The organism is Paracoccus maritimus, assembly GCF_025195095.1.
In the GTDB taxonomy this organism is placed as follows: domain Bacteria; phylum Pseudomonadota; class Alphaproteobacteria; order Rhodobacterales; family Rhodobacteraceae; genus Paracoccus; species Paracoccus maritimus.
The window spans coordinates 1-24579 of record NZ_JANAVZ010000016.1 but is presented as its reverse complement, the minus strand read 5'-3'; the positions used below and the strand labels follow the sequence as shown (position 1 = coordinate 24579).

Annotated in this window: 24 protein-coding genes; 16 read left to right on the top strand and 8 right to left on the bottom strand. The window is 62.6% G+C overall.

Features of this window, described 5'->3' with window-relative positions:
- Positions 1–137: 137 nt before the first annotated feature.
- The 4 genes from argF to MU516_RS17580 all read right to left on the bottom strand — a co-directional run bounded on the left by argF (position 138) and on the right by MU516_RS17580 (position 3807).
- Positions 138–1064: an ornithine carbamoyltransferase gene (gene argF / locus MU516_RS17595; RefSeq protein ID WP_260278566.1), complete on the bottom strand. Its 927-nt coding sequence runs from the start codon at positions 1062–1064 to the stop codon at positions 138–140.
- 122 nt (positions 1065–1186) lie between these two features.
- Positions 1187–1666 (bottom strand): GNAT family N-acetyltransferase, encoded by a 480-nt coding sequence (locus MU516_RS17590; RefSeq protein WP_260278565.1) that lies wholly within the window; start codon positions 1664–1666, stop codon positions 1187–1189.
- Positions 1659–2831, bottom strand: a complete 1173-nt coding sequence (locus MU516_RS17585; protein ID WP_260278564.1) for an aspartate aminotransferase family protein — start codon at positions 2829–2831, stop codon at positions 1659–1661. Before MU516_RS17585 ends, MU516_RS17590 begins: the two co-directional genes overlap by 8 nt.
- 157 nt (positions 2832–2988) lie before the next feature.
- The gene (locus MU516_RS17580; RefSeq protein WP_260278563.1) at positions 2989–3807 is read right to left on the bottom strand and encodes an ABC transporter permease; all 819 of its coding nucleotides are present in this window, start codon (positions 3805–3807) and stop codon (positions 2989–2991) included.
- A 117-nt stretch (positions 3808–3924) separates the two neighbouring features.
- Here MU516_RS17580 and MU516_RS17575 point away from each other — a divergent pair, with 117 nt between their 5' ends.
- The 3 genes from MU516_RS17575 to MU516_RS17565 all read left to right on the top strand — a co-directional run bounded on the left by MU516_RS17575 (position 3925) and on the right by MU516_RS17565 (position 5414).
- Complete coding sequence (locus MU516_RS17575; RefSeq protein WP_260278562.1) at positions 3925–4536, top strand: GcrA family cell cycle regulator; 612 nt, start codon at positions 3925–3927, stop codon at positions 4534–4536.
- Positions 4537–4549: 13 nt separating this feature from the next.
- Positions 4550–4978: an NUDIX hydrolase gene (locus tag MU516_RS17570; protein WP_260278561.1), complete on the top strand. Its 429-nt coding sequence runs from the start codon at positions 4550–4552 to the stop codon at positions 4976–4978.
- A gap of 73 nt (positions 4979–5051) precedes the next feature.
- Positions 5052–5414, top strand: a complete 363-nt coding sequence (locus tag MU516_RS17565) for an MliC family protein (protein WP_260278560.1) — start codon at positions 5052–5054, stop codon at positions 5412–5414.
- Positions 5415–5420: 6 nt separating this feature from the next.
- Here the strand turns inward: MU516_RS17565 and nudC are convergent, their stop codons facing one another.
- The gene (nudC, locus tag MU516_RS17560; RefSeq protein ID WP_260278559.1) at positions 5421–6383 is read right to left on the bottom strand and encodes an NAD(+) diphosphatase; all 963 of its coding nucleotides are present in this window, start codon (positions 6381–6383) and stop codon (positions 5421–5423) included.
- A gap of 87 nt (positions 6384–6470) precedes the next feature.
- A complete protein-coding gene (locus MU516_RS17555) occupies positions 6471–7127 on the bottom strand; it encodes a hypothetical protein (RefSeq protein WP_260278558.1) in 657 nt (218 codons plus the stop codon).
- Between the two features lie 546 nt (positions 7128–7673).
- On the opposite strand from MU516_RS17555, the gene metG reads away from it, so the two are divergent.
- The 13 genes from metG (at position 7674) to MU516_RS17490 (ending at position 21369) form a co-directional block, all read left to right on the top strand.
- A complete protein-coding gene (gene metG / locus MU516_RS17550; protein ID WP_260278557.1) occupies positions 7674–9392 on the top strand; it encodes a methionine--tRNA ligase in 1719 nt (572 codons plus the stop codon).
- Positions 9393–9455: 63 nt separating this feature from the next.
- Positions 9456–10379: an arginase gene (rocF, locus tag MU516_RS17545; RefSeq protein WP_260278556.1), complete on the top strand. Its 924-nt coding sequence runs from the start codon at positions 9456–9458 to the stop codon at positions 10377–10379.
- A gap of 215 nt (positions 10380–10594) precedes the next feature.
- On the top strand, positions 10595–11554 hold the full coding sequence (locus tag MU516_RS17540; RefSeq protein WP_260278555.1) for an AAA family ATPase: 960 nt from the start codon (positions 10595–10597) through the stop codon (positions 11552–11554).
- Positions 11548–12378 (top strand): DUF58 domain-containing protein, encoded by an 831-nt coding sequence (locus tag MU516_RS17535; RefSeq protein ID WP_260278554.1) that lies wholly within the window; start codon positions 11548–11550, stop codon positions 12376–12378. The genes MU516_RS17540 and MU516_RS17535 overlap by 7 nt, the downstream gene beginning before the upstream one ends.
- Positions 12375–12707 (top strand): hypothetical protein, encoded by a 333-nt coding sequence (locus tag MU516_RS17530; RefSeq protein ID WP_260278553.1) that lies wholly within the window; start codon positions 12375–12377, stop codon positions 12705–12707. The genes MU516_RS17535 and MU516_RS17530 overlap by 4 nt, the downstream gene beginning before the upstream one ends.
- Positions 12704–13654, top strand: a complete 951-nt coding sequence (locus MU516_RS17525) for a VWA domain-containing protein (protein ID WP_260278552.1) — start codon at positions 12704–12706, stop codon at positions 13652–13654. Before MU516_RS17530 ends, MU516_RS17525 begins: the two co-directional genes overlap by 4 nt.
- Positions 13642–14544 carry a VWA domain-containing protein gene (locus MU516_RS17520; RefSeq protein ID WP_260278551.1) on the top strand — a complete coding sequence of 301 codons (903 nt, stop codon included), beginning with the start codon at positions 13642–13644 and terminating at the stop codon, positions 14542–14544. Before MU516_RS17525 ends, MU516_RS17520 begins: the two co-directional genes overlap by 13 nt.
- Positions 14541–15158 (top strand): hypothetical protein, encoded by a 618-nt coding sequence (locus MU516_RS17515; protein ID WP_260278550.1) that lies wholly within the window; start codon positions 14541–14543, stop codon positions 15156–15158. Before MU516_RS17520 ends, MU516_RS17515 begins: the two co-directional genes overlap by 4 nt.
- Complete coding sequence (locus tag MU516_RS17510; protein WP_260278549.1) at positions 15152–16366, top strand: hypothetical protein; 1215 nt, start codon at positions 15152–15154, stop codon at positions 16364–16366. Before MU516_RS17515 ends, MU516_RS17510 begins: the two co-directional genes overlap by 7 nt.
- 646 nt (positions 16367–17012) lie before the next feature.
- Positions 17013–17837: a DUF5131 family protein gene (locus tag MU516_RS17505; protein WP_260278548.1), complete on the top strand. Its 825-nt coding sequence runs from the start codon at positions 17013–17015 to the stop codon at positions 17835–17837.
- A 23-nt stretch (positions 17838–17860) separates the two neighbouring features.
- Positions 17861–19129 (top strand): three-Cys-motif partner protein TcmP, encoded by a 1269-nt coding sequence (locus tag MU516_RS17500; RefSeq protein ID WP_260278547.1) that lies wholly within the window; start codon positions 17861–17863, stop codon positions 19127–19129.
- Positions 19130–19324: 195 nt separating this feature from the next.
- Positions 19325–20539, top strand: a complete 1215-nt coding sequence (locus MU516_RS17495; protein WP_260278546.1) for a phospholipase D family protein — start codon at positions 19325–19327, stop codon at positions 20537–20539.
- Between the two features lie 428 nt (positions 20540–20967).
- Positions 20968–21369 (top strand): cysteine peptidase family C39 domain-containing protein, encoded by a 402-nt coding sequence (locus MU516_RS17490; RefSeq protein WP_260278545.1) that lies wholly within the window; start codon positions 20968–20970, stop codon positions 21367–21369.
- A gap of 287 nt (positions 21370–21656) precedes the next feature.
- On the opposite strand, the gene MU516_RS17485 is transcribed toward MU516_RS17490, so the two are convergent.
- Both MU516_RS17485 and MU516_RS17480 read right to left on the bottom strand, forming a co-directional pair.
- Positions 21657–23345 carry an RNA-directed DNA polymerase gene (locus MU516_RS17485; protein WP_260278544.1) on the bottom strand — a complete coding sequence of 563 codons (1689 nt, stop codon included), beginning with the start codon at positions 23343–23345 and terminating at the stop codon, positions 21657–21659.
- Positions 23346–23604: 259 nt separating this feature from the next.
- Positions 23605–24225 (bottom strand): SOS response-associated peptidase, encoded by a 621-nt coding sequence (locus tag MU516_RS17480; RefSeq protein WP_260278543.1) that lies wholly within the window; start codon positions 24223–24225, stop codon positions 23605–23607.
- Positions 24226–24579: the final 354 nt, after the last annotated feature.

Genomic DNA, 24579 nt, shown 5'->3' with positions numbered 1-24579 from the left:
CAGGCCGGTCCCCATCCGCTTAGGCAAGCTGCGTGACGATCAGGCGACAGTGCCGCAAAGCTTTGGTGACGCCGCACCCGGACCGAAAAACCCGCCGGACAGGACCGGCGGGCGCATCAAGGAACGGTCGCAGATCATCAGACCCCAAGACACCAGCGCATCACCGCCTTCTGGGCATGCAGACGGTTCTCGGCCTCGTCCCAGATCACTGAATGCGGGCCGTCCATCACGGCACTTGTGACCTCGTCCTCGCGATGGGCGGGCAGACAATGCATGAACAGCGAATCGGGCTTGGCGCGGGCCATCAGCGCCTCGTTCACCTGATAGCCGCGCAGCTGGTTGTGCCGGCGTTCCTTGGCCGATTGCGGATCATGCATGCTGACCCATGTGTCGGCAAAGACCAGATCGGCGCCCTCGACCGCCTTCGCCGGGTCACGCTCGATCGTCACGCCGACACCCTGCGCGCGGGCGAATTCCAGCGCCTCGCGTTCCGGGTCCAGCGGCGGCGGTCCGGTGAAGGTGAAGTCAAAGCCGAACTGCCCCGCCGCGTGGATCACGCTGGCGCAGACATTGTTGCCGTCGCCCACCCAGACCACCTTGCGGCCGCCGATCGGGCCGCGATGTTCCTCGAAGGTCATCACATCGGCCATGATCTGGCACGGATGGGTGCGGTTCGTCAGCCCGTTGATGACCGGCACATCGGCATATTCGGCCATCTCCTGCAGGGTTGCCTCTTCGAAGGTGCGGATCATGATCAGATCGACATAGCGCGACAGCACACGGGCAGTATCGGCGATGGTCTCTCCATGACCCAACTGCATCTCGGACCCCGACAGCACCATGGTCTGCCCGCCCATCTGACGCACGCCCACGTCAAAGCTGACGCGGGTGCGGGTCGAGGGCTTCTCGAAGATCAGCGCGACCATGCGCCCGGCCAGCGGCAGGTCGTCGTCCGGCGTACCCTTTGGGCGATTGTTGCGCGCCGTCTTCATGGCCTGCGCCTGGTCGATGATCGACCGCAGGTCGTCCTTGGCGGTGGTGTGGATGTCCAGAAAATGTTTCATCTGCGTGTCTTTCGGCGATTTCTTTCAGCAAGCCCGCTTGTGGCGGGCGGGTCAAGGGGGCGCTGCCCCCGGCGCGCGTCCCGCGCGCTTTCCCCGGGATATTTCGGCACAGAAGATCGACCTCATCGGTGTCGCGTCATGACGCGGACCGGGTGGCCTTCGCTGTCGATGCGGATGGAATCGCCCGCAAACCCCGCCTTTTCATAGGCGCGAATCGCGCGCAGATTGGCCGGGTCGGGGTCGATCACCAACAGCGGCGCATCTTCCAGCAACCTGTCACACAGGACACGCAGCCACGCCCCGCCATGGCCGCGACCCTGCGGCGCCCCGAACACGTCGATGGCCACCGCTTCGGCGGGCAGATCGGCGAAATGCGGCGCGAGCCAGTGATGGGCGGGATAATATTGCGCATACCCCAGCGGGGTCGAACCCAGAAACGCGATCAACTGCCGCATGACGGGATTGCCGAGATCCTCGGACACCAGCGCGATTTGCCGGTCTGGCCCCTCCCACCATTCCGCCACCACCGGATCGCGCAGCCAGTCTGCCAGCGTTGGCAGATCGGCGCGTGTGACCGGCCTGAAGCTGTAGTCGTCAGGCATCGAGGCTGGCGGCCGCCCGGTCCAGCCTTGCGACGGCCTCGGCGATGTCCTCATCGGTGATGTTCAGCGGCGGCAGCAGGCGCAGCGTGCTATCGGCGGCCGGCACGGTCAGGATATGCTGGGCATAGCCTGCCTTGACCAGATCGGCCGGCGCGGCGCGGCATTTCAGCCCCAGCATCAGCCCCTGCCCGCGCACGCCATCAAACACGTCCGGATGAGCCGCAACCAGACCCTCCAGCTTCTGGCGGAACAGCGCGGCCTTGCGATTCACCTCGGCCAGGAACGCATCGTCCGCGACGATCTCCATGACCCGCGCGCCCACCGCGCAGGCCAGCGGATTGCCGCCATAGGTCGATCCGTGGGTGCCCGCGACCATGGCCTTGGCCGCGTTTTCGGTCGCCAGCACCGCCCCCAGGGGGAAACCGCCGCCGATGCCCTTGGCAACCATCATGATGTCGGGGACGATCCCTGCATATTCATGCGCGAACAGCCGGCCGGTCCGGCCCATGCCGCACTGCACCTCGTCCAGAACCAGCAGCGCACCGACGCTGTCGCACAGCGCGCGGATCTGGCGCAGGTCTTCATCGGCAATCGGACGGATTCCCCCCTCGCCCTGCACCGGTTCCAGCATGACAGCGGCGGTCGATTTGGTGATCCCCTGTTTCAGCGCCTCCATGTCGCCCCACGGCAAGTGACGGAAGCCGGGCATCAGCGGACCGAATCCCTTGACCATCTTGTCTGACCCAGCCGCCGCGATGGCACCGGTCGAACGGCCATGAAACGCCCCTTCGAAGGTCAGGATCTCGATGCGGTCCGGGTCGCCGGCATGGTCCCAGTATTTGCGGACCATCTTGATCGCCAGCTCGGCCGCCTCGGTGCCGGAATTGGTGAAGAACACCGTGTCGGCGAAGGTGTTGTCCACCAGAAGATCGGCCAGCCGTTCCTGCTGCGGGATCTGGTACAGGTTCGACACATGCCAGATCCGCCCCGCCTGTTCGGTCAGCGCCGCGACCAGATCAGGGTTCGCATGACCCAGCACATTGACCGCGATCCCCGCCCCCAGATCCAGGTATCGGGTGCCGTCCGTGGCGATCGCCCAGGCGCCTTCGCCCTTTTCGAAAGAGATCGGCGCGCGGTTATAGGTCGGCAGGACGTGCGACATCATGGCGGGTTCCCCGGATGGCATGACAGATTGTGATGGCAGACGTGATCGGACGGTGACTGTATCCCGGCAAGGCCGGGCGTCAACGTCGGGGACGGGCGTGTATGGCGGTCCATGCGATCATGGCAAAGCCCATAGCGCCAATTTGCGCGTCGCGCAATCACGGTTTCATGCGGTATCCCGAATTCAGCCAGCGCCAGCCGACCGCCAGGATCGCCGCCACGACCAGCGTGCAGATGATCAGCCCACGCAGCGGCGGCGCATCACTGACCCCGGTCACGCCGAAGCGCGCACCGTCGATCAGGTAGAAGATCGGATTCCAGTGCGACAGCGTGCGGAACGGCTCGGGCAGGGTCTGGACCGAATAGAAGGTGCCCGACAGGAACGACAGCGGCGTGATGACGAAATTCGTGATCGCCGCCATCTGGTCGAATTTCTGCGCCATGATGCCGGCAAGAATCCCCAGCCCGCCCAGCAGCAGCGCGGCCAGCAGCACGAAGGCGATGGCCCACAGCGGATGCGCGATGCCCGCCCCCGTCACGATCACCATGCCGGTCCCGATCACCGCCGCGACCAGCGCCGCCCGCGCGACCGACCCGCTGAGATATCCGGCCAGCAGTTCCGCCGCGGACAGAGGCGGCATCAGCGTATCGACGATGTTTCCCTGCACCTTCGCCGAGGTGATCGAACTCGAGGTGTTGGCGAAGGAATTCTGGATCACCGTCATCATCAGGATGCCCGGCCCCAGGAACTGCAGATAGGGAAGGCCCATGATCTCGCCCCGGCCGCGCCCCAGCGCCAGCGCAAAGACCAGCACGAACAGCGCCGCCGTCATCAGCGGCGCAAAGATCGTCTGCTGCCACACCGCCATGAACCGCATCACCTCGCGGGTGGCCAATGTGCGCAGACCCAGCCAGTTGACGCGGCCAAAGCGGCGCACGCCCATGGCGGGGCGATCGGTGATCCTGATATTGTCCATGCGCGCGGTCCTTGAATTCCTGCGTCCCGGGGGCTAAATCTCGGCATCCCGTTTCTGACGGGGTCAATCGCAGGTTTCAAGATGGCGGCGGGCCCGGACCCGCCCGGAAAGGCAGCCATGTCCTGGACGGATGAACGTGTCGACACGCTGAAGCGCATGTGGGGCGAGGGCCAGTCGGCCAGCGCGATCGCCAAGGAACTGGGCGGCGTGACCCGCAACGCGGTGATCGGCAAGGTGCATCGCCTGGGCCTGTCGAACCGCAGCGACGAGGCCGAGGCCGCGCCCGCGGCGGCGACGCCCGCCCCCGAACCCGAGAAGAAGGTCGAACGCAAGCCCGCACCCGCCGCCACCGCGACGCGCGCCGAGCCGCTGGCCGATCCCGGCCCCGCCATCGCCGAGCCGGAGTCCGAAGAACCCGCGACTCAGGCCGCCTTCACACCGTCGCCGCGCCGCCAGATCGTGCCGGCGGGTCAGCCCCTGCCGCCGCAACCCTCGGCCAACGAGATCAGCCCCGAAGCCCTGGCCTCGGTCCGCGAGGTCGAGAAGAAGGCCCGCAAGCTGACCCTGATGGAACTGACCGAACGGACCTGCAAATGGCCGATCGGCGATCCGGCCACCGACAAGTTCTGGTTCTGCGGCCTGCCCAGCCAGCCCGGCAAGCCCTATTGCGAGGCCCATGTCGGCGTCGCCTTCCAGCCGATGAGCTCGCGCCGCGACCGTCGCCGGTGACGGAACACGGGCAATGACCCATTTCCCCCGCCTCGCCGCGCTGGCCGTGACGCTGCGTGCCGGCCGGGTGTTGCTGGCGCGCCGTCGCAATCCGCCCGATGCCGGGCTGTGGGGCTTTCCGGGCGGCCATGTCGATCCGGGCGAGACCGCGCTTGACGCTGCCGCCCGCGAACTGGCCGAGGAAACCGGCGTGATCGCCACGCCGCGCCGCTATCTGGACAACGTCGATCTGATCCAGCGCGATCCGGCGGGGGCGTTGCAGTTCCATTTCCTGCTGGCCGCGGTCCTGTGCGATTATGTCTCGGGCGACCCGGTGGCGGCCGATGACGCGCTGGAGGCCGCCTGGTGGCCGGTCGATCACGTCCTGTCGGGCGCCCTGCCCCTGTCCGCGCATGTCGATACGATCCTGCGCGGCGCCGCCGCCCGCCACGCAGCAGTCTGACCTTGATCAGTCCTTGCGCAACGCCGCCCGCGCGGTCAGCATCGGGGAAACACCACAAGATTGGACCGATGCCATGATCCGCCTTGCCCTTTCCCTTCTGACGCTGGGGACGCCCGCCGCAGCCGACATCAGCCTGTCGATCCCCTTCGGGCCCGACGCGCAAGTGATCTCGGCACAGTTTTCCTGCGATGGCGACGAGCCGTTCCCGGTTCAATACATCAACGCCCAGCCGAACAACCTTGCCCTGCTGCCGATCGATGGCCAGCAGCGCATCTTCGTCAACGTCATCTCGGGATCGGGCGCGCGCTATGTGTCGGGTCAGTACGAATGGTGGACCAAGGGCGATCAGGCCACCCTGCGCGACGCGATGGCCGAGGGCGGAACCGACGGCGATGGGCAAAGCTGCACCGCGACAGATCCCGGCGCGACGCAATAGGGCCGCCTAAATCCCCTTGATCTGCCCCCGAACCCAGGCCCGCAGGATCACCTGCGCCACGGCCCCCTTGCGCGCCGGGGCGATCCGGTCGTGGCGGCCTTCAAGTGCCTCGGCGATTTCGGATTTCGGCACCCAGATCGCGTCCTCCAGCTCGTGCGGATCGCGCGTGATCGCCGTCGTCACAGCGCGCCCTGCGCAACCGATCATCAACGATGCCGGAAAAGGCCACGGCTGCGAGGTGACATAGCGCACCGCGTCCACCACGATCCCGGCCTCTTCCAGAACCTCGCGCCGGACGGCCTCTTCCACGGTCTCGCCCGGCTCCATGAACCCCGCCAGCAGCGAATACATCCCCTCGGGCCAGCCCGACTGCCGACCCAGCAGCACCCGGTCGCCGTCCAGCACCAGCATGATGACGACCGGATCGGTGCGCGGGAAATGCTGCCGGCCGCAGGACGGGCAATCGAACCGCCAGCCAGCGTGGCTGGCACGATTGCGATGTCCGCAATTGGCGCAGAACCCGTGCGTCAGACGCCATTCGAAAATGCCCTTCGCCGCCGCCGCGATCCCCGCGTCACGATGGTCGATATCGGCCATGATGGCGCGAAGTTCGATGAATTTGCGCGTCTCGGACAGATCCAGCGTCTGACTGTCAATGAATTGGGCGGGATGTTCGTCAGGCGGGGCCAGATAGGATACATCGGCCGCGAAATGCGCGACCCCTGCATCGTCCAGCCCCATGAACACCGTGGGTTCGGGACAATCCGCGACCAGATCCTCGGTGGCCGACAGCCACGCCAGACGGGGCCCCGATGCTGTCAGGTCGAACAGCGGCTTGCCGCGCCAGAACGGCAGCACCATGCTGTCCCGATCGGCCAGCCGTGCCGCCAGCCAGTCCGCGTCCCCGCGCAGCCGGTCGGCACGGTCCAGAAAACTGCCGGCAAAGGTCACGTCGGATTCGGGGATCATCCGACTTGCCTATCCGGACCGCTGCGGCGAGGCAAGCTGATCAGATCCATTCTGCCTTCCAGCTGACGCCCGGTCCTTGCGCCGGGCCTATCGCGGGGCCTTGCGCCCCACATGCAGGGCCACGACTTGCAGGATCAGGATCGCGGCGAACAGCTCCATCGACTCTTCGGCGTGCCCGGCAAAGCCGCTGACCCATTCCGTGACCTCGATGCCGAAAGGCGCCAGCTTGCGTCCCAGCCCGTCGATGGTCTTGGCGACGAAAAGAAGGCTGACCACCAGGACCACCAACCATTCATCTGCGCGCATCAGGGGCAAACGACGCAGGAAACCGGGCAGATCGCGGATCAGAAGCCGCATTCCGGCCACCAGGATCAACACGACGATCGCCGCCCCGATGGCCTTCTGCACAAGGGGTGCATCGCCGGAATACAGGCGCAGTTGCAGGACGCCTTCCTGGGTAAAGGCCTTGTCCCAATCCAGTTCGCGCATTCCGGCAGCACACAGCAGAACCACCGCATGCCACATGCGCCACTGACTGTTGCGAACGAAATGGACCGTCAGCCACAGCGCCGCCGCGAACCAGAAGGCTGCTGACATCCCTTCGACCGGTCCGCCCTCGTGGAACAGCGCATAGACATCTTCGGTGAAGATCAGGCAGAGCAGCGTCACCAGCGATGCGATCATGCAGCCAAGTCCGAAAACGGTCCCGGTGCCCAGGGTAATCCGTCGAGATATCCGGATCATGTCGCCCCGCCGGATTGCGAAACTCGCCGCGCGCGCATCGCGACACGGGCAAAAGATGTTCTCTGACAAGCGGCTGAGGGGGCGACAAAGGCCTTACTGTAGAATTCGGGCATTCGGCATGGCTATCGCCCGATGGCTGGCGGGACAACGCCGTCCCAGGATTGTAACACCAATTTGACAGTGCTCTCGCGAAGACCTGGCTGCTGCCGAGGCTGGCCGATCATGGATCTGCCTGCTGATCGGCTGCTGCGGCCCGTTCATCGAATTGGTGCGGATAGGAAACAGCGGTTTCTGCCGCCGCGGCGCAAGCCGCGCGTCTGCTGCTGGCCGCAAGATGCGCGCAACGTTCGCAAGCGGTGTACAGGCTGTGCACGCGCGGTGCCGCCCCGGTGCACGGGTGGTGCAGGCACCCGGCCCAGCATTTACAGGGGATCGCGGCACGTGCCCGCGCCGACCCGTTGCGCAGTGACACCAAGCAACGCCCGCCACTTTCATTCGGCCTGCAACAGGGCTAGATATCGCGCCGACTGAAAAGGACGCACCCCCATGGCCCGCCATCTGATCACCTCTGCCCTGCCCTATATCAACGGCATCAAGCATCTGGGCAATCTCGTCGGCTCGCAACTGCCCGCCGATCTATACGCCCGCTATCTGCGGGCGCGCGGGCACGAGGTGATGTTCATCTGCGCCACCGACGAACACGGCACCCCGGCCGAACTGGCCGCCGCCAAGACCGGCGAACCGGTGGCCGATTACTGCGCCCGGATGCACAAGGTGCAGACCGATCTGGCACAGGGTTTCGGGCTGTCCTTCGACCTCTATGGCCGGTCCTCCAGCGACCGGAACCGGCGGCTGACCCAACATCTGGCGGGCAAGTTGGCGGACAACGATTACATCCGCGAAGTCTCTGAAAAACAGGTCTATTCCATCGACGACGGGCGTTTCCTTCCGGATCGCTATATCGAAGGCACTTGCCCCAATTGCGGCTATGACAAGGCCCGCGGCGACCAGTGCGAGAACTGCACAAAACAGTTGGACCCGACCGATCTGATTGACCCGCGCAGCGCCATTTCCGGCAGCACCAATCTGGAGGTGCGCGAGACGAAGCATCTGTATCTGCGTCAGTCCGCGCTGAAGGATCAGATCGCCGCGTGGATCGACAGCAAGAAGGACTGGCCGATCCTGACCACCTCGATCGCGCGCAAATGGCTGAACGACGGCGACGGGCTGCGGGATCGCGGCATCACCCGCGACCTCAGCTGGGGCATCCCGGTCAAGCGCGGTGATCAGGACTGGCCGGGGATGGAGGGCAAGGTCTTCTATGTCTGGTTCGACGCGCCCATCGAATATATCGGCGCCACTGCCGAATGGGCAGACGCGAATGGCAGATCCGAAGCCGACTGGCGCCGCTGGTGGCGAACCGACGAAGGCGCCGATGACGTGACCTATACCCAGTTCATGGGCAAGGATAACGTGCCCTTCCACACGCTGTCCTTTCCGGCCACGATGATCGGATCGGGCGAGCCGTGGAAGATGGTCGATTACATCAAGTCCTTCAACTACCTCACCTATGATGGCGGCCAGTTCTCGACCAGCCAGGGGCGCGGGGTGTTCATGGACCACGCGCTGGAAATCCTGCCCGCCGATTACTGGCGCTGGTGGCTGCTGTCCCACGCGCCCGAATCAGGCGACAGCGAGTTCACGTGGGAGAATTTCCAGCAATCGGTGAACAAGGATCTGGCCGATGTTCTGGGCAATTTCGTCAGCCGGATCACCAAGTTCTGCCGCAGCAAGTTCGGCGAAGCGGTTCCCGAGGGCGGCGAATACGGCGCCGACGAGACGCGCCTGATCGCCGATCTGACAACCCGCATTCGCGCCTACCAGGACAGCATGGCGCGGATGGAGATCCGCAAATCCGCAGCCGAATTGCGGGGAATATGGGTGCTTGGCAACGAATATCTTCAGACCGCCGCGCCCTGGTCAACCTTCAAGACACACCCGGAAAAGGCCGCCATGCAGGTGCGGCTTGGGCTGAACCTGATCCGGCTTTACGCGGTGCTATCCGCTCCCTTCATCCCGTTCGCGGCTGACGCGATGCTGCAGGCGATGCGCAGTGACCAGCGCGACTGGCCCGACGACGTGGCCCAGGCCCTGACGGCGCTGCCTGTCGGCCACGAATTCGCCGTGCCCGAGGTTCTGTTCGCCAAGATCACCGACGATCAACGCGCGGAATGGGAACAGCGGTTCAGCGGCACGCGCGCCTGACCCCCCCGGTGGACTTTCCCATCCGCGCGGTCTTAGCTGGCGGCGAACCGAGAGGAGGAAGCGATGACCCACTGCATTCTGATCGGCGCCCCCGTAGATGAGGGCCAGCGCCGTCCGGGCTGCCTGATGGGTCCGGCGGCCTATCGCACGGCGGGACTGGCTGCCACGCTTGGCGCGCTTGGCCACAGCGTCGAGGATCGCGGCGATGTCACGCCCGCCCCTCCGGGCACTCAGACCTGCGCGAATGCCGCTGTCCACCACCTGCCGGAAACGATTGCCTGGACCAATGCCCTGCGCGAGGCGACAGCCGCCGCCCTGCCCGATGGCATGCCGATCATCATGGGCGGCGATCATTCGCTGGCGCTTGGCTCGGTCGCCGGTGTGGCGCTGCACGCCGCGCGCGTAGGCCGTCCGCAATTCGTCATCTGGCTGGACGCGCACAGCGATTTCCACACTGTCGAGACGACGACCTCGGGCAATCTGCATGGAACGCCCATGGCCTATGCCAGCGGCCTGCCGGGCTTTGACCCGATGCCGGCATTCCCGAATCCGATCCCCGGAGAGAATATCTGCATGTTCGGCATCCGCAGTGTGGATCCGGCGGAATATGCGGCGATGCAGCCGACCGACATCACCGTGAACGACATGCGCGTGCTGGACGAACAGGGGATCGTGGCCCCGTTGCGCGAATTCCTGAACCGCGTGCGCGCGGCCAACGGGCTGCTGCATGTCAGCCTGGACGTCGATTTCCTCGACCCCTCGATCGCGCCCGCCGTCGGCACGACGGTTCCCGGCGGCACGACCTTCCGAGAGGCGCATCTGGTCATGGAACTGCTGCACGAATCCAAGCTGGTGACGTCGCTGGATCTGGTCGAATTGAACCCGTTTCTGGACGAGCGTGGCCGCACCGCCAAGCTGATGGTCGATCTGGTCGGCAGCCTGATGGGCCGAAAGGTCTTCGACAGGCCCACCCGCAGCTACGGCTAGGGACGTCCCCGCTCCCCCTTTTGGGTCCACCCTGACGCCAGGGTGAAGCGGTCGGATCGCGGCCTTTCGCGACCGCGGAACCTCCCAAAATGGCCCAGAATGCCTCATTCTCAGACCAAGGTGGCAGGGAAAACCGGCATTTCTTGCACTTTGCGCACTGGATTGGCCACGCGCGACGCGGCAGACTGATCGCGTTCAGCGCAAGGGAGGACGCGATGAACGAGATGTCCGGAAACACCCATGCCGTCGCCCGGCTGGGCGCACAGGTCGGCGCCGCGCTGATCGGTCATGAACTGCTCGTCGAGCGGTTGCTGATCGCGTTGCTGACAGGTGGCCATGTGCTGATCGAGGGTCCGCCCGGGATCGCCAAGACCCGCGCCGTCAAGGCGCTGGCGACGCATCTGCCGGGCAGCCATGCGCGCATCCAGTGCACGCCTGACCTGCTGCCCTCCGATCTGACCGGCACGCAGATCTTTCGACCCGAAACCGGCAGTTTCGATTTCATGCCCGGACCGGTCTTTCACAGCCTTGTGCTGGTTGACGAAATCAATCGCGCACCGCCCAAGGTGCAGTCCGCCCTGCTTGAGGCGATGGCCGAACGGCAGGTGACATCGGGCGGCGTCTCGCGGCAACTGCCTGACCCGTTCATGGTTGTGGCAACCCAGAACCCCATCGAACATGAAGGCACCTTTCCCCTGCCCGAGGCGCAGCTTGACCGTTTCCTGCTGCATCTGCGGCTGGATCTTCCCGATGCCCAGTCGGAACGCGCGATTCTGGATCTGGTCGAGGCCGAGGGGCTTTCCCCGCCGGCACATGCTGCGACAGCCCTGACGGCAGGCGACGTCGCGCAGGCGCGGGCGGCGGTCGCGCAGGTTCATCTGGCCCCGGCGCTGAAGGATTTCATCGTGCGGCTTGTCATGGCCACCCGACCCGGCGGCGCGATCGCCGACTGGATCGAACACCCGGTGTCGCCACGCGGAACCCTGGCCCTGGCCGCAGGCGTTCGGGCACGGGCATGGCTGCACGATCGCGATCACGGCCTGCCCGAGGATGCCGAGGCGCTGGCCTGCGATTCACTGTCTCACCGCTTGGTGCCCACCTGGCAAGCCCAAAGCGAAGGACGCACGGGCCGCAGCCTGATCTCCGAGGCGTTGCAACAGGTTCGCCCGTGGTAGCGATCGCGGGGCTGCCGGATAGTCCGGGGATCCGGCTGCACGACACCGAATTGCTGGCCCTGCGGGACGAGATGGCAGGGCCGCAGCGCCTGCGCCCGGCGACCCGACGCCCCGGCGCCACGCCCGCGCGTCTTGAAGGTGCCGGGATGGATCTTCGCGAAATCCGCGCCTATGTCGTGGGCGACGATCCGCGGCGGCTGGATCCGGCCGCCACGGCACGGACCGGCCAGCCGCATATCCGCAGCCTGCACGAGGATCGCGACGACACGACCCTGCTGATCGCGGATTTCCGCGAACCGATGCTGTGGGGCACCGGCACATCGCTGCGTTCGGTCCGGGGTGCGCGGTATCTGGCGCGCGCGGGGTGGCAGGCTGCGCTGCGCGGCGGTTCGGTCGCGATGCTGGCGTTGTCCGGCGGCGGACTGGCCGAGATGCCGCCCGCGACGGGCGGTGCCCAGATGGCGGCGATCTGTCGGTTGCTGGCGCATCATCACGATCGGGCACTGTTGTCGCCCGCATCCCCGTCGCTGACCGAGGCGCTGTCCCATGCCGCGCGGCTGGCTCCGGCTGGCGGACGCGTGGTGCTGGCCACGCTGCCCGGCGGCTGGCAGTCGGCCCAGGCCGCACTGGCCCGGCTTGCGCGGCGCCGCGCCGTCACCGTCGCGCTGATCCTGGACGAGGCGGAAGTCCAGGCGCCGCGCACGACCGTGGCGATTCGGCAAGGCGCGGGCAGCCGGCTGGTGCGCCTTTCAGTGCCCGATCTGTCCGCCGAAATCGGACGCATCGAGGCGCTTGGTGCGCGCCCGGTCGAGATCACGCCATGACACAGCAGGAACTGATGCAGGCCTTGGCCCCGCCGCGACTGCCCTCCGACATGGCGATGCTGACATTCGCCGAGGCGCTGATGCTGTTCGGGATTGGCCTGCTGGTCGGTCTGGCAGTCTGGTCCCTGATGCGGCCGCTGCTGGTGCGCAGACCCTCGCGCCGCACCCGGATTCGCGCGACCCGCGATCTGCCGCCACAGGAACGGCTGCTGGCCATCGCCCGCATTCTGGGCCATCTGCCGACGGCGTTGCGACCTGCCGCCTATGGCGCCGCACCCCCGCCGGACCCCGCACAGATCGAACGGATCACCCGCAGGTCACGAAGATGAACCTTGCCGCGCCATGGTTCCTGCTTCTGCTGCCGCTGCCCCTGCTGGTCCGCTGGCTGTCAGCCCCCTTGTCGGTGCCGCGTCCGGCGCTAACGGTGCCTGCGCATCTGGACAGCGCTGCCCACGAAGCCCGGTCAGTCGGCGCGCGGCGCGGCCCGTGGCTTGCGGTCATCGCCTGGATCGCGCTGGTCGTCGCACTGGCGGGACCAAGAACCGAGGCGGTCAGCACCATCGTTCCGGCGTCGGGCCGCGACATCGTTCTGGCGCTGGATCTGTCGGGCAGCATGATGAAAGAGGATTTCCAGCTGGACGGTCAGCCCGTCAGCAGGCTGGACGCCGTAAAGCGGACCGCATCGGCGTTTGTTTCGGCCCGGCGCGGCGACCGGATCGGATTGGTGATCTTTGGCGAACGCGCCTATTTCGCCTCTCCTCTGACCTTTGACGTGAACGCCGTCGCCCTTGCCATCGACGAGGCACAGATCGGAATTTCCGGACGCGGCACCGCGATTTCGGACGGATTGGGTCTGGCGACACGGCGGCTGGTCCGCAGCGACGCCCCGACCCGGGTGATCGTACTGCTGTCGGACGGTGTAGACACCTCGGGCAGCGTTCCGGCAATCGAGGCCGCCAGGCTGGCGCAACGCCACGGCATCCGCGTCCATTCGGTCGCCCTTGGTCCCGACGATCTGGAACAGCAGCCGCAGTCGCGCGACGCCGTCGATGTCGCGACCCTGCGGTCAGTGGCCGAGGTGGCGGGCGGTGAGAGTTTCCGCGTCCGCAATACCGGCGACCTGCAGGCGATGAACGCCGCGCTGGACCAGCTTGAACCCAATCCCTCACAGCGTCCGCCGATGCGCTACTGGCGCGATCTGTGGATCTGGCCCGCCCTGCTGTCGGCGGCGTGCCTGACGTTCATTGCCCTCAGGAGACGCGGATGGGCGGGCTGATCCTGTTGCGCCCCTGGTGGCTGCTGGCCCTGCTGCCGGTCGCGACGCTGGCTTTCTGGTCGTGGCGGCGGGCGCCCGATGCGGGCGGCTGGCAAAGCGTGATGTCGCCACCAATGCTGGCCGCGATGCAGGCGCTGGGGCAACTTGGCGGCCGGCCTGCGGGTTGGCAGCGCTGGCTTGCGCCCGCCGCACTTGCGGTGATGGTGCTTGGGCTGGCCGGCCCGGCCCTGCCGCGCCGCGATGCGCCCTTGCTGGCCCAGACCGATGCGGTGGTGATCGCCATGGACCTGTCGCCTTCGGTCGCAAAGGGACCGGCGCTGGCCGAGGCACAACTGGCCGCCGCGACCTTGGTGCAGGGCCTTGCCGGTCGTCCGGTCGGGCTGGTTCTCTATGCGGGCGAGGCGTTCATGGTCGCGGCGCCCACGATCGACGGCGCGACGTTGGAAACGCAACTGGCGGTTCTGGACGCCGACACGATGCCCTCGGACGGCAGCCGTCCCGCCGCTGCACTGGGACTGGCGGCAAACATGCTGCAAGGGGTCCGACGCGCCGATCTGGTTGTGATATCGGACGGCGGCGGCCTGGACGGACCCACGCTGGCCGAAGCCGACAGACTGGCCGGGACGGGTGTCCGGATATCGGCCCTGAAACTGTCCGGCCGGGCCGACGGCGCACCGGCCGCACGGGACGACGCCCTGCAAGACCTGCTGCGCAACGGTGGGCGTGTCGCCCCGGCAGCAGACTCGCAGAATTTTGCCTCGCGGCTTGAACGCAGCGGCGCGGCACGGCGCGACCCGACCCTGACCGCACTGCAGTTCCGCGATCTGGGGCGGTTCATCGCCGCGCTTGCCGGGCTGTCACTGCTGCTGATGCTGCGGAGGCAGGGATGAAAGCTGCGCTGCTTGTCCTGGCGGCAGCGATCGTCGCAGTGGTGGCAGCGGGGCCTCAGGCATTCTCACGACTGGCGTTGCGCCTGGGCTGGGATGGCGCGGCCGCGCGTTTCATCGACGATCCGGCCGCGCGTGGCGTCGCCCTTTACGGCATGGGGCGATATGCGGACGCCGATGCGGCCTTTGCCAAGGCGGGACGATCGCAAACCTATAATCGCGGCCTCAGCCTCGCGGCGACGGGCGACTATCCGCTGGCGGTCGCCTATTTCGACGCGGTGCTGTTTGCCAATCCCGCGGACGAACAGGCCCGCGCGAACCGCGACCTGATCGCTGCGATGTATCCGCCCGAACAGGGCCAATCGACCGCGCCGGGCCGCATCGCTGCCGCCGGCGGTCTGGCGTCCGAAGATACCCCGATCCAGGACGCGCTGGCCAATGCATCGGGCCCTGAATGGGAACGCAAGCTGGATCGCAAGGGCATCGCGGCCAGCGACGAATGGCTTGCAACGATCACCGACGATCCGGGCGAGTTCCTGCGGCTTCGGATCCGCGCGGAATACGACCGCCGCGCGCAGCTTGGCCTGATCCGCCCGGTTGAGGGCGATCCATGGTAATGCGGATCTCGATCCTGATCTGGCTGGCGATGCTGACCGGGGCGTGGGCGCAAGGCGACACCCGCCTGATGATCCTGCACGACCACGGCAACCCGGTCGTCTCCGAGATGGTCACGCTGACCATCCGGGGCGAATACGATCTGACCGTCTCGCTCGAGGATATGCAGTTCCCGGATTCGCGGGACTATGACTGGATCCAGATTGCCCGTGACGACTGGCACAAGGAACGCGTGGACGGGCGGCTTCTGCAGATCTTCGAACGCAAGGTTGCGATCTTTCCCCGCCAACCGGGACTGCTGACCATTGGCCCGGTGACACATCACTTGACCTTCGTGACTGGCGACGAGGGACGCGAGACGGTTGACGTGACCGCTCCCCCCGCTCGCGTGAACGTCAAGCCGTTTCCGGGAAATCGTCAGCCTCTGGCGGCACAGCGATTGACCCTGACGGATGAGTTGTCGGCAAATCCCGGACAGTTGCGCAAGGACGAGGTTCTAACCCGCCGCGTGACCATCGAGGCGCTGGGAACCCTGTCGCATCTGCTGCCGCCCCGCCCCGATCTGCGTCAACCGTGGATGATCAGCTTTACCCAGCCCGAACAGCGCGAAACGATCCCGACGCCTGATGGTCCGGTCGCTCGCGTTGTCTGGGAATGGCAGCTTCGCCCGCATACCGGTGAGCCGGCGATCCTTCCCGCCGAGACGTTCCCCTGGTTCAACACCGACAACCGGCAGGTCGAAATCGCGGCGATGAAGCCGATTCCCTTCGGCCTTGCGGGATTTGGCGCCAATATCGGCGATTCTGGACCGGCGCCGCATTACCTTGGGCTGATCGGCGGGGCGATCGTCGCGGCGGGCATCATCGCCGCACTTGTCCTGCTGTTGCAGGGCCAAGGGTTCGGGCGAAAAAGCGAAGTGATCCGCCGCCTGCGCCGGTTGCTCCCCAGCCCCCATCTTCGGGCGATGCGCCTTGCGGCACGGGAAAACGATCTGCCCGCGCTGCGCGGGGCGGCCGCTGCACATCTGCACTGGCGCGGTCAGCGCGAGGCGCCAGCACTGGCAGCACTGGACCGCCAGATCTTCGCACATAACCCGCCTCGCGACTTTGACCCTATGCACTGGTTACGAGACTTCCATCGCGCGACCGCTCCGGCCCCCATCAAGGCGCCGGAATCCGGCCAGACAGGTCCAGCACGTGAAAGTGGCTGACGAGGCGATAACCCCCTTGACCCCGTTTCGCGAAAACCATAGCAAACGCAGCATTGCGGTGGGTTGGCGGAGTGGTCACGCACCGGATTGCAAAGCCCCCCAGATTCCCTTCAATTTCAAATCTTTATCCGAAAACTGTTGTCAGGACATACCGTGAACATGTGATGAACCTGCTAACCGGCTACTTTACAAGAAAATCGCAGCTTCTAAACCGTCGCGGCGCTCATGCTCCAGTGATTTTTCTACGCAGGAGAGGTCAGAGAGATGACGCGCCGGGTCCGAGTCCCTCCGGGCCTACCAATCAGCTTATATGGCATTGTTTTAATTATCATTTTTAAGATTTTGCCGCACACCGAAAAACCACGTGGGGCACAATTCTGGTTCTCTCCATTCCCGCTGAGGGAAAACGAGCCGGCGGCGAATGTTGCCGAGGCCCGCCCCTACACCTTCCACACCGGCAGTGTCTTCACGCGCGCCCTAGCCTTGGCCTGATGCTCTGGGGCCTCTGTGACAGAAACGCAGCTGGTCATGCGTACCGGCTGCATGCGGCGAAACCGGCCTACTTGCCAAGCGGCGCCGTTTCGCATCTGAGCCCGCTGACATGCGCCGCCAATCGTGATTGAATGCGCGGAAACGGAGAGGCGTCATGGGCGAGAACACGAGGATCGAATGGGCGACCCACACCTTCAACCCGTGGTGGGGGTGTACCAAGGTCTCCGAGGCTTGCAAACATTGTTATGCCGAGAGCTGGGCGAAGCGGCTAGGCCAACAAGTTTGGGGACCAAAGGTCGACCGCCGCATGTTCAGCGATGAACATTGGAAGCAACCTTTCCGCTGGAATCGCAAGGCTGCGGGAGATGCAGTGAGACCGAGGGTGTTCTGTGCTTCGATGGCAGATGTGTTCGAAGACCGTCAAGAGTTGATCACTGCACGTGTGCGCTTGTGGGATCTCATCGAGGCCACTCCCAATTTGGACTGGCTCTTGCTGACGAAGCGACCAGAGAATGTCGCGCGCCTTGCCGGCTGGGGCAAGCAGTGGCCTGCGAATGTCTGGCTTGGCACGACCGTCGAACTGCAGAAGCGTGCGGAGGAGCTGCTTCCGTTCATTGCGGCGTCTTCGGCCCAAGTGAAGTTCATCTCCGCAGAGCCATTGCTAGGGCCGCTTCAGCTTCAGCCTTGGTTGTCCGGAGATATCAACTGGGTGATTACAGGTGGAGAAAGCGGTCCGAAAGCAAGACTAGCGTCCCCTGCCTGGTTCCGTTCTCTGCTTTTGCAATGCATGGAGAATCAGGTAGCATTTCATTTCAAGCAGTGGGGGGATTGGGCGCCAGGTGACGGCGTGAATTTGCCAGCAGCCAAAGTAGCCAGAGCCGACGATGGGACTACGATGGTCCGCGTCGGGAAAAAAGCAGCTGGCCGGGCGCTGGACGGAGCTGAATGGAGCCAATTGCCATCCGCTGCTTGCGGATAGTGTAGCAACTCGTACGAGGGCAGATGGTCAAGAATTTCACCTGGAGAGCAGGGTCTGTACTGCCCAAGATCGAAGAACACAGTGATCGCAAGCTGCAAGTTATTGAGCGATACCTTGAAGTCTATTTCGACACCGTGGCGGCCAATCCTCGGCAAGATCGACTGAATATCACCCTTGTCGATGCGTTCTGTGGTGGCGGCCTATATGATGCGTGCCAAGGTGGCGCCACTCGCCCAGGCAGCCCTCTGGTTCTACTCGAAGGGGTGCGGCGGGCCGAGGCCAAGCTCAATCTTGGGCGGATTAAGCCGATCAGGATCGACGCAGACTTTCTGTTCAGCGACGCGAGAGCAGACCATCTCGAGCACTTGCAATCGACCATCCAAAGCTCAGAGTTTTCTGATTCCTTGGGATCGAGCATTCACCTGAAGGTGGGCAAGTTCTCTGACTTGCTGCCAGAGTATATCCGGCACATTCGGGCGCGCCAGACAGCTGGTCGCTCGATCTTCATTCTTGACCAGTTCGGATACAGCGATGTTCCTATGCGAAGCATGCAGCAACTATTTGCCTCGCTGAAGAAAGTCGAAGTTCTCTTGACGTTCTCCATCGATGCACTCCTGAACTATCTCGGTGATAATCCTTCCGTCGAAAGCACAATCGCACAGTTTGGAGTTGATACCAGTTTCCTGTCGAAGTGGCAGGACTGGAAGTTCGATGCTGCCCTTGGGCGAAGCACCGCTCAGCGAACAATTATGGAAAGCATCGCTTCCCAAAGCGGTGCAAAGTTCTTTACTCCGTTCATGCTTCGCTCTCCGAGCGACCATCGGTGGATGATGCTTGCTCATCTGTCTCAGAACCAAGCAGCGCGAGATAAGATGCTCGGAGTGCACTGGGAGCTTCAGAATAGCTTCAAGCACATGGGGCGAGGTAGCTTGTACCAACTTGGCTTCGACCAGCGATGTATCGAGAGCAGTGCCTCCCTTTTCAACTTCGTGGAGGGCGATCGGGCGACCATGATCACCGAGCTCGAGAGTGAGTTGCCAAGGCGGGTGTTTGATCTCATTCGAGGAGGCGAACTCGCGGTCCAGAGTTTGCTCGAAATCATCGGGAATCAGACTGCCGCGACCAACAGTGACTTGTTCTTGGTTCTCGGCGCACTTTCAGCCGATAGAGACATAGAAATTCGAAAGTCGAACGGTGGCATGAAGAGGCCAGGGACCGCTATAGCCGCAAACGACACGCTTATCTTGCCGGTCCAGCCGAAGTTCTTTTTGCCAAAGCCAGCGCGCAAGTAGCGGACAGTTTGTTCGCGCGGCTGGGAGACGTAGATGCGCGAATACCGGTCACGCGTCGCGCCTCGCCCCTGATCGCTGGTGCCTTGGTTGAAAGGCTCGCCAGTGACAGGTGGATGCCGGCCGTGGCTAGTGCCACGGCCTTCTTTCTTTTTTGCGCCAAGACATTAAATCTTTCCATGAATCCACGGGGGAAGCATGGCGCACACGCAATCAATCCAACTTCTGCTCAATGACGACAGCACGGACCACCGAACGGAGATTGGAGCGCTGTTCAAGAATGCGCGGCGTTTCGAATGTATGGTTGCATTCGCAACAATGTCGGGCTGGAGGGAAATGCAATCGCCACTGAAAAAGGCGTTGTCTAAAGGTATGGCGGCGCGGCTCGCAGTCGGCTTGGATCTTTACTACACTGATCCTGCGCTGCTTCGAGCCCTCTTTAGGTTGAGCAAGAAGCACAACCTCAAATTATACCTCAGTAATTCCCAGAGTATGTTTCATCCAAAAATTTATGCATTCGAGTCCGGCGATGGATGCAAGGTCGCTGTCGGATCGGCGAACTTCACGCAAGGCGGACTGCTTCAAAATTATGAAGCGTCGGTTCTGATCGATGATGAGAGCGGCGCGATGATGAAAAAGATCACCGGGCATTTCGATGACTTGATCGACAATTATGCGATTGTGCTGGCGACGAAGCCGCTGATTGATGGTTATGCAAAGGGTCATGCGATCAACGCTGCATGGGCGCGTTTTGCAAGGCGTCGCGCCACGCGCGCCGTCGATTCCGGCGAAGCGTCACTCGATGTTCTCGCCGGCTTCCTGCGAATGATGCAGGAAGGTGACGTATCATCGCTATTCAATGATCAGATGAAAGTCAGACGGGACAATCTTGCGGTTGCGCCGACACAGCTTCGGACCATCGCGGCGTCGAAGGGGAAAACAGCGCATGGGTTCCTGACCGAATATGAGAATCTAATCGGGTCATTCCATTCGGGCGGCCTCGACCGCGCAAAGACGCGCATTACTGACAAGCGCGAAGATTTTGTCCGCGCGGTGGCATCAATCATCGATCACGCTGATTTGTCGCCGCGTGATGCGTTCGCCACTCTCCACGCGGCGTTTGCAGACATCAAAGGTGCTGGGATCAATCTCCTTACCGAGATTTTGCACACGCTGGACAACACACGTTTTGCGGTAATGAATCAGAATGCGGTCGCGGGCCTGCGTCTCGCTGGCTATGATGAATTTCCGCTTCACCCATCGAAGGGAAGCGTGAGCCCCGACAAGTATCAGCTTTATTGCGATCAAGCGGACGCCGTGTGCAAGGCACTCGGGCTTCGCGATTTCACCGAACTCGATGCACTATTTAACTACGTTTATTGGCATGAGGATCGGCCCGATGACGACGACTGATCGACCGCCGTTCTCCCCTGGCATAATTGGACACCTCTAATAGCGGCAGCGAACGGCAGTTTTTGTCCTATGCGCAGTCGAAATCTGAATGTCTGGTGCTGGGAGCGGTCATATCGCCGTCCAACGTCCGACTTGCGGACATTTCTGCCTTTCGCTGCATGCGCAGCGTGCGATGAACGGTTTGACAACTATGGGCAGATGGTAGGCGATTGTACTTGCGAAAGCGATCGTAGCACCGCTCGAAGTTAATTGAACGGCGCTAGAAGCAACGGCTATGGTGGATAAGCCGTTTTCGCCATAAGCTAGAAGTAACTGGAGATGAGATCTAGGCATAGTTCGTTTTCGAAAAGTTCTTCGTCCACTCGGCCGTCAGGGCCAATCATGGATAAAGATGCAGTAGCACCAGGTTGAGAAAAATGAACCGGATCATGCAGGAGAAATCAAACGACTGCGGTGTCGCATGCATTGCGATGATCATAAACAAGTATGTTAACTGCCCGCAGCCCAAGGCATATAGTTTAGCTAAGAACGCCCTCTTTGGCGACGAGCCAGCCAGCTACACTGGAGTTAAAGATCTACGTCGTGCCCTACGTCATTTCGGTATCGACATTGGGAAGCAAAGATATCCCTTTAAAAAAATAAGCAAAACAGATATGGGCCTAAGCTTTGACGCTATCATCGGAACTCAACCCAACCATAATGGATACTGGCATTGGCTGGTGTGGGACGCGTCGAATCGACGTTTGATAGATCCGAATCCCAAGAAGAAAGGATTTGGACATAGGTCCGCATCTCATTACGTAAAGGTTCTCAGCGAAGGCCTACGCTAGCATGGGCTTCTGACCAGTCCTGCGGCGGCGCGGTATGCCTCTGAGAGCGCGTCGCGAGCAGTCCAAGCCCTTGCCTTGCCGTCACTGGGCTGCCGTTGGCCGGTCGGATCATCGCTGCGGAGCGACTTCGCCGGACCGGACTCTTGCGTACCGCGTAGCAGTGCCACCGCCCAAATAACCGCTGCGCGGGATGGAGCTGCCATTCAATTTGATCTATAAGAAAATTTTCTGGCTTTTGTCTTAAGGGTTTATCAGAATTTGTCACAGAATCGTAGCACTGACCGAGGTCAGTACTCCCAGTTCGCGTCGTACTCGTCATCCTCGTCGCCGATATCCCACTCCTCTACGTCGAAATCGTCGATGAAGTCGCGTCGCATTCGTGCGTGGTGGAGGTTGTCAGCCCGCCTTCTGACTCGCATAGCTCCTGTAATTGATTCTAGACCTGCCTCCACCGACAGGAAATCTACGCCACGGGCATGAAGAATCGAAAAGTATGGGTCTTGTTCGATGTGGGCGGTCGAGCCGTGACCGACGATGTTGTGACGAGGTCCCTCGTAAGCATAAAGCCACATCGATCCCCGAAGACCCTCGGCGGTAAGAGATCGATTCCAAAGAGACCGATCAATCGTGCCAATGATCAGGCCACGAGCATCTGCGGCGCTCAGAAGTAGCGCACACATCGGTTCCTCTAAGCTATAGAGCCGTTCAAAACGCTGTGCGTCAATTCTGACCTCCAACGCGATCATTAGAAACAGTAGCCATATTAGCTCGCCTGTACGGTCTTCCAGAGCGAGCGTCGGGATTCGGTGGTCAAGGAAGTCACGTACACCCTCGATATCAACGTCGTTTTGATCTCGATGACGTTCGATCAACAACTCCACGAGAAGCGAGACTATTGTGCTATTACGACGGTAGGCGTTTATGAGATGGCTCTGAATGCGACTCCAATCGCTGGTATCAACACCCAGAAAAGCTACGCGCGCGTTCTGTAACGACCATTTCTCGACATTCGTATCTGGCAGCTCTCGGACAAGACGGGCTATCTCGTAAAAGAACCGCTTGAAGTCATCTGGATCGTATGGTGGCGGTGGTCGTTGGCTGCGTGCGACGTGCTTCCAACCATTTCCCAGATATGCCGACGTTGCGACCACTGCGGACTTGTCGTGGTTCAACTCCAGTTCAAACTCGGCTGCTGCACGACGGGCTGCCGCTATCATACCCTCACCACTCAGCCCGCCAGCGCTACTGATCGTAAAGTCATCTACATATCTGGAAGCATCGCGTGAGGTCACGCCGGCTTCCTGTTTTAATTTCTCGTCCACCGCTGAGGCAATCAATTCACCGATCACCCGTGAGGTATCTGGGCCTACCGGAAGGCCAATGGTCTGCTGGTCCTGTGCATTACGGCAATAGCGGTCGAGCTTGTTTGCATAGTGATGTGAGAACTTGTCCGCCTTCGCCATTGCTTTGCCGCGGATCGCCCACGGAATCGTATGCGTATAGACGGAATGATAAAATGCGCGCAGATCAGCCGAGACGAACATTTCGCGGCGGGACGCAAGGTCGAGACGGAAATCGTCAAGAAGATCAATGTTGGGTCGCAGAATGGCTCGCGAACCGCTCCAGTCAAACATGAGCGGTGATGCGGACATGCCAGAACGCCGGCGAGCAATCGTCCGAAGCTTGACAAAATTGTCGGCAATGATTTTGGCAATGGCCATATAGGAGATCGGATTGACGACGCCATGACGTCGGTCGTTTCGGCCAAAGCGTGGGAAATGGAACCAGGTTGTCTGCGTAACAAGTCTATCGATTTGTGGCATGCCCTGAGCATTGATGTCCCGCCAGATCACCGCACGATAACGAGCGAGACCTTCTGAAACAAAACAAGGTGGCAGCTCCGGCGCAAAGAAGCCGTGCGACAGAAGTCGCCTGTACCGCATTGAGGGATTTTTGGCCGTGACCCTCCGTGCCATCCTAGTACCGCCGCACTGGTAATGGTCGTTGTTTAACGCACAGACGTAGCAAGAAGGGGATGAATGACATCTCTACACCCTGCATGCCAGCAATAATCACCGCAACTAAAATTCTTTCGGTGCCCATCGATGCGCCATCCCTGAACCCGCCAGTTATCCGCTCCGGAATCCCCGTGGTGCGTGCGATCGCGGGCGTATGTCCATCGTTTCTCCATTTCCGGATACAGAACGGAGGGTGAACGATTCGACAAGGTGGCTTTCAGTCTGGCGCCTCGATCAGCTCTGGCCCATCGTCGCGGATCCCGAATGGCGCAAGGGGATGATGCCGGAGATTGGCTCCCGCACCGATTTCCGGATCGCTGGCGCCTTTTAGCCAAGCGTCGCGCTCATCCGAGTTCAGGATCACTGGCATCCGCGTATGCACGTCATGGACAGTACTGTTGGCAGCGCGGGTCACGATCGTACAGGTCAGCAGGTCATGCCAGCGCGAGGACAAGCCCGCGAACCACAGCACCTCCTCGTTGCCGGCCGACTGGATGAAATGCGGCTGCTTGCTGCCCTTCGCTCCCGTCCATTCGTAGTAGCCCGCGGCCGGGATCAGGCAGCGCCCATACTTCCATGGCCCGCGGAATGTCGGCTTGCTGGCGGCGTCCTCGATCCGGGCGTTGAAGGTCGTCGCCTTCCATTCCTTTGGGTTATCGCCCTTGAACCAGGACGGGATCAGCCACCAGCGCGCATACTCGCCGACTCCGCCGGGATCGATCGTCAGGACGTCCTGTGTCGGCGTCACGTTGAACCTTCGCGGGATCGGATTGATCTTCAACTCCGAGAAATCATGCTCGGTCCCGCGAAGGTTCGGATCTACGAATCGTCCACACATGTGGGCAAACTAGCAGACGGCAAACGCTCCGCCCAATCATCACCGCGAGCCTTCGGTGATCTGGGAACTTCAGTGGCCCTGAGATGCCAAATGGCGTCAGCTGAAGCGCCATCGCTGCAGGTCTATTGCCATCGCAAACCCCGCCAAACGAATGAGGACCCCTTACGCAAGGTAAGGGTTCTATTCCGACACCAAATACACCAAGGAAGAGGTACTCCTAGAGCAGTCGCAGAGTTAGCATCCGGCGTAGGCCGCGGTCATACGACTTGGCGGTGCTCCGCAGCTTTCCAGTTCCATGGCAGTAGAGCGTGCACCTGGGAAGCGGTCGTTTCAGGTAGTCGTGCGAGGACGTCC

Bases quoted from the DNA above. Each gene is read 5' to 3' on its own strand.
- argF (WP_260278566.1), bottom strand. From the start codon at position 1,064: ATGAAACATTTTCTGGACATCCACACCACCGCCAAGGACGACCTGCGG.
- MU516_RS17510 (WP_260278549.1), top strand. From the start codon at position 15,152: ATGGTAATGCGGATCTCGATCCTGATCTGGCTGGCGATGCTGACCGGG.
- MU516_RS17500 (WP_260278547.1), top strand. From the start codon at position 17,861: ATGGTCAAGAATTTCACCTGGAGAGCAGGGTCTGTACTGCCCAAGATC.
- MU516_RS17570 (WP_260278561.1), top strand. From the start codon at position 4,550: ATGACCCATTTCCCCCGCCTCGCCGCGCTGGCCGTGACGCTGCGTGCC.
- MU516_RS17580 (WP_260278563.1), bottom strand. From the start codon at position 3,807: ATGGACAATATCAGGATCACCGATCGCCCCGCCATGGGCGTGCGCCGC.
- MU516_RS17525 (WP_260278552.1), top strand. From the start codon at position 12,704: ATGAACCTTGCCGCGCCATGGTTCCTGCTTCTGCTGCCGCTGCCCCTG.
- MU516_RS17520 (WP_260278551.1), top strand. From the start codon at position 13,642: ATGGGCGGGCTGATCCTGTTGCGCCCCTGGTGGCTGCTGGCCCTGCTG.
- MU516_RS17565 (WP_260278560.1), top strand. From the start codon at position 5,052: ATGATCCGCCTTGCCCTTTCCCTTCTGACGCTGGGGACGCCCGCCGCA.
- MU516_RS17540 (WP_260278555.1), top strand. From the start codon at position 10,595: ATGAACGAGATGTCCGGAAACACCCATGCCGTCGCCCGGCTGGGCGCA.
- MU516_RS17555 (WP_260278558.1), bottom strand. From the start codon at position 7,127: ATGATCCGGATATCTCGACGGATTACCCTGGGCACCGGGACCGTTTTC.
- MU516_RS17495 (WP_260278546.1), top strand. From the start codon at position 19,325: ATGGCGCACACGCAATCAATCCAACTTCTGCTCAATGACGACAGCACG.
- MU516_RS17485 (WP_260278544.1), bottom strand. From the start codon at position 23,345: ATGGCACGGAGGGTCACGGCCAAAAATCCCTCAATGCGGTACAGGCGA.
- MU516_RS17490 (WP_260278545.1), top strand. From the start codon at position 20,968: ATGCAGGAGAAATCAAACGACTGCGGTGTCGCATGCATTGCGATGATC.
- nudC (WP_260278559.1), bottom strand. From the start codon at position 6,383: ATGATCCCCGAATCCGACGTGACCTTTGCCGGCAGTTTTCTGGACCGT.
- rocF (WP_260278556.1), top strand. From the start codon at position 9,456: ATGACCCACTGCATTCTGATCGGCGCCCCCGTAGATGAGGGCCAGCGC.
- MU516_RS17480 (WP_260278543.1), bottom strand. From the start codon at position 24,225: ATGTGTGGACGATTCGTAGATCCGAACCTTCGCGGGACCGAGCATGAT.
- MU516_RS17575 (WP_260278562.1), top strand. From the start codon at position 3,925: ATGTCCTGGACGGATGAACGTGTCGACACGCTGAAGCGCATGTGGGGC.
- MU516_RS17530 (WP_260278553.1), top strand. From the start codon at position 12,375: ATGACACAGCAGGAACTGATGCAGGCCTTGGCCCCGCCGCGACTGCCC.
- MU516_RS17590 (WP_260278565.1), bottom strand. From the start codon at position 1,666: ATGCCTGACGACTACAGCTTCAGGCCGGTCACACGCGCCGATCTGCCA.
- metG (WP_260278557.1), top strand. From the start codon at position 7,674: ATGGCCCGCCATCTGATCACCTCTGCCCTGCCCTATATCAACGGCATC.
- MU516_RS17585 (WP_260278564.1), bottom strand. From the start codon at position 2,831: ATGATGTCGCACGTCCTGCCGACCTATAACCGCGCGCCGATCTCTTTC.
- MU516_RS17515 (WP_260278550.1), top strand. From the start codon at position 14,541: ATGAAAGCTGCGCTGCTTGTCCTGGCGGCAGCGATCGTCGCAGTGGTG.
- MU516_RS17505 (WP_260278548.1), top strand. From the start codon at position 17,013: ATGGGCGAGAACACGAGGATCGAATGGGCGACCCACACCTTCAACCCG.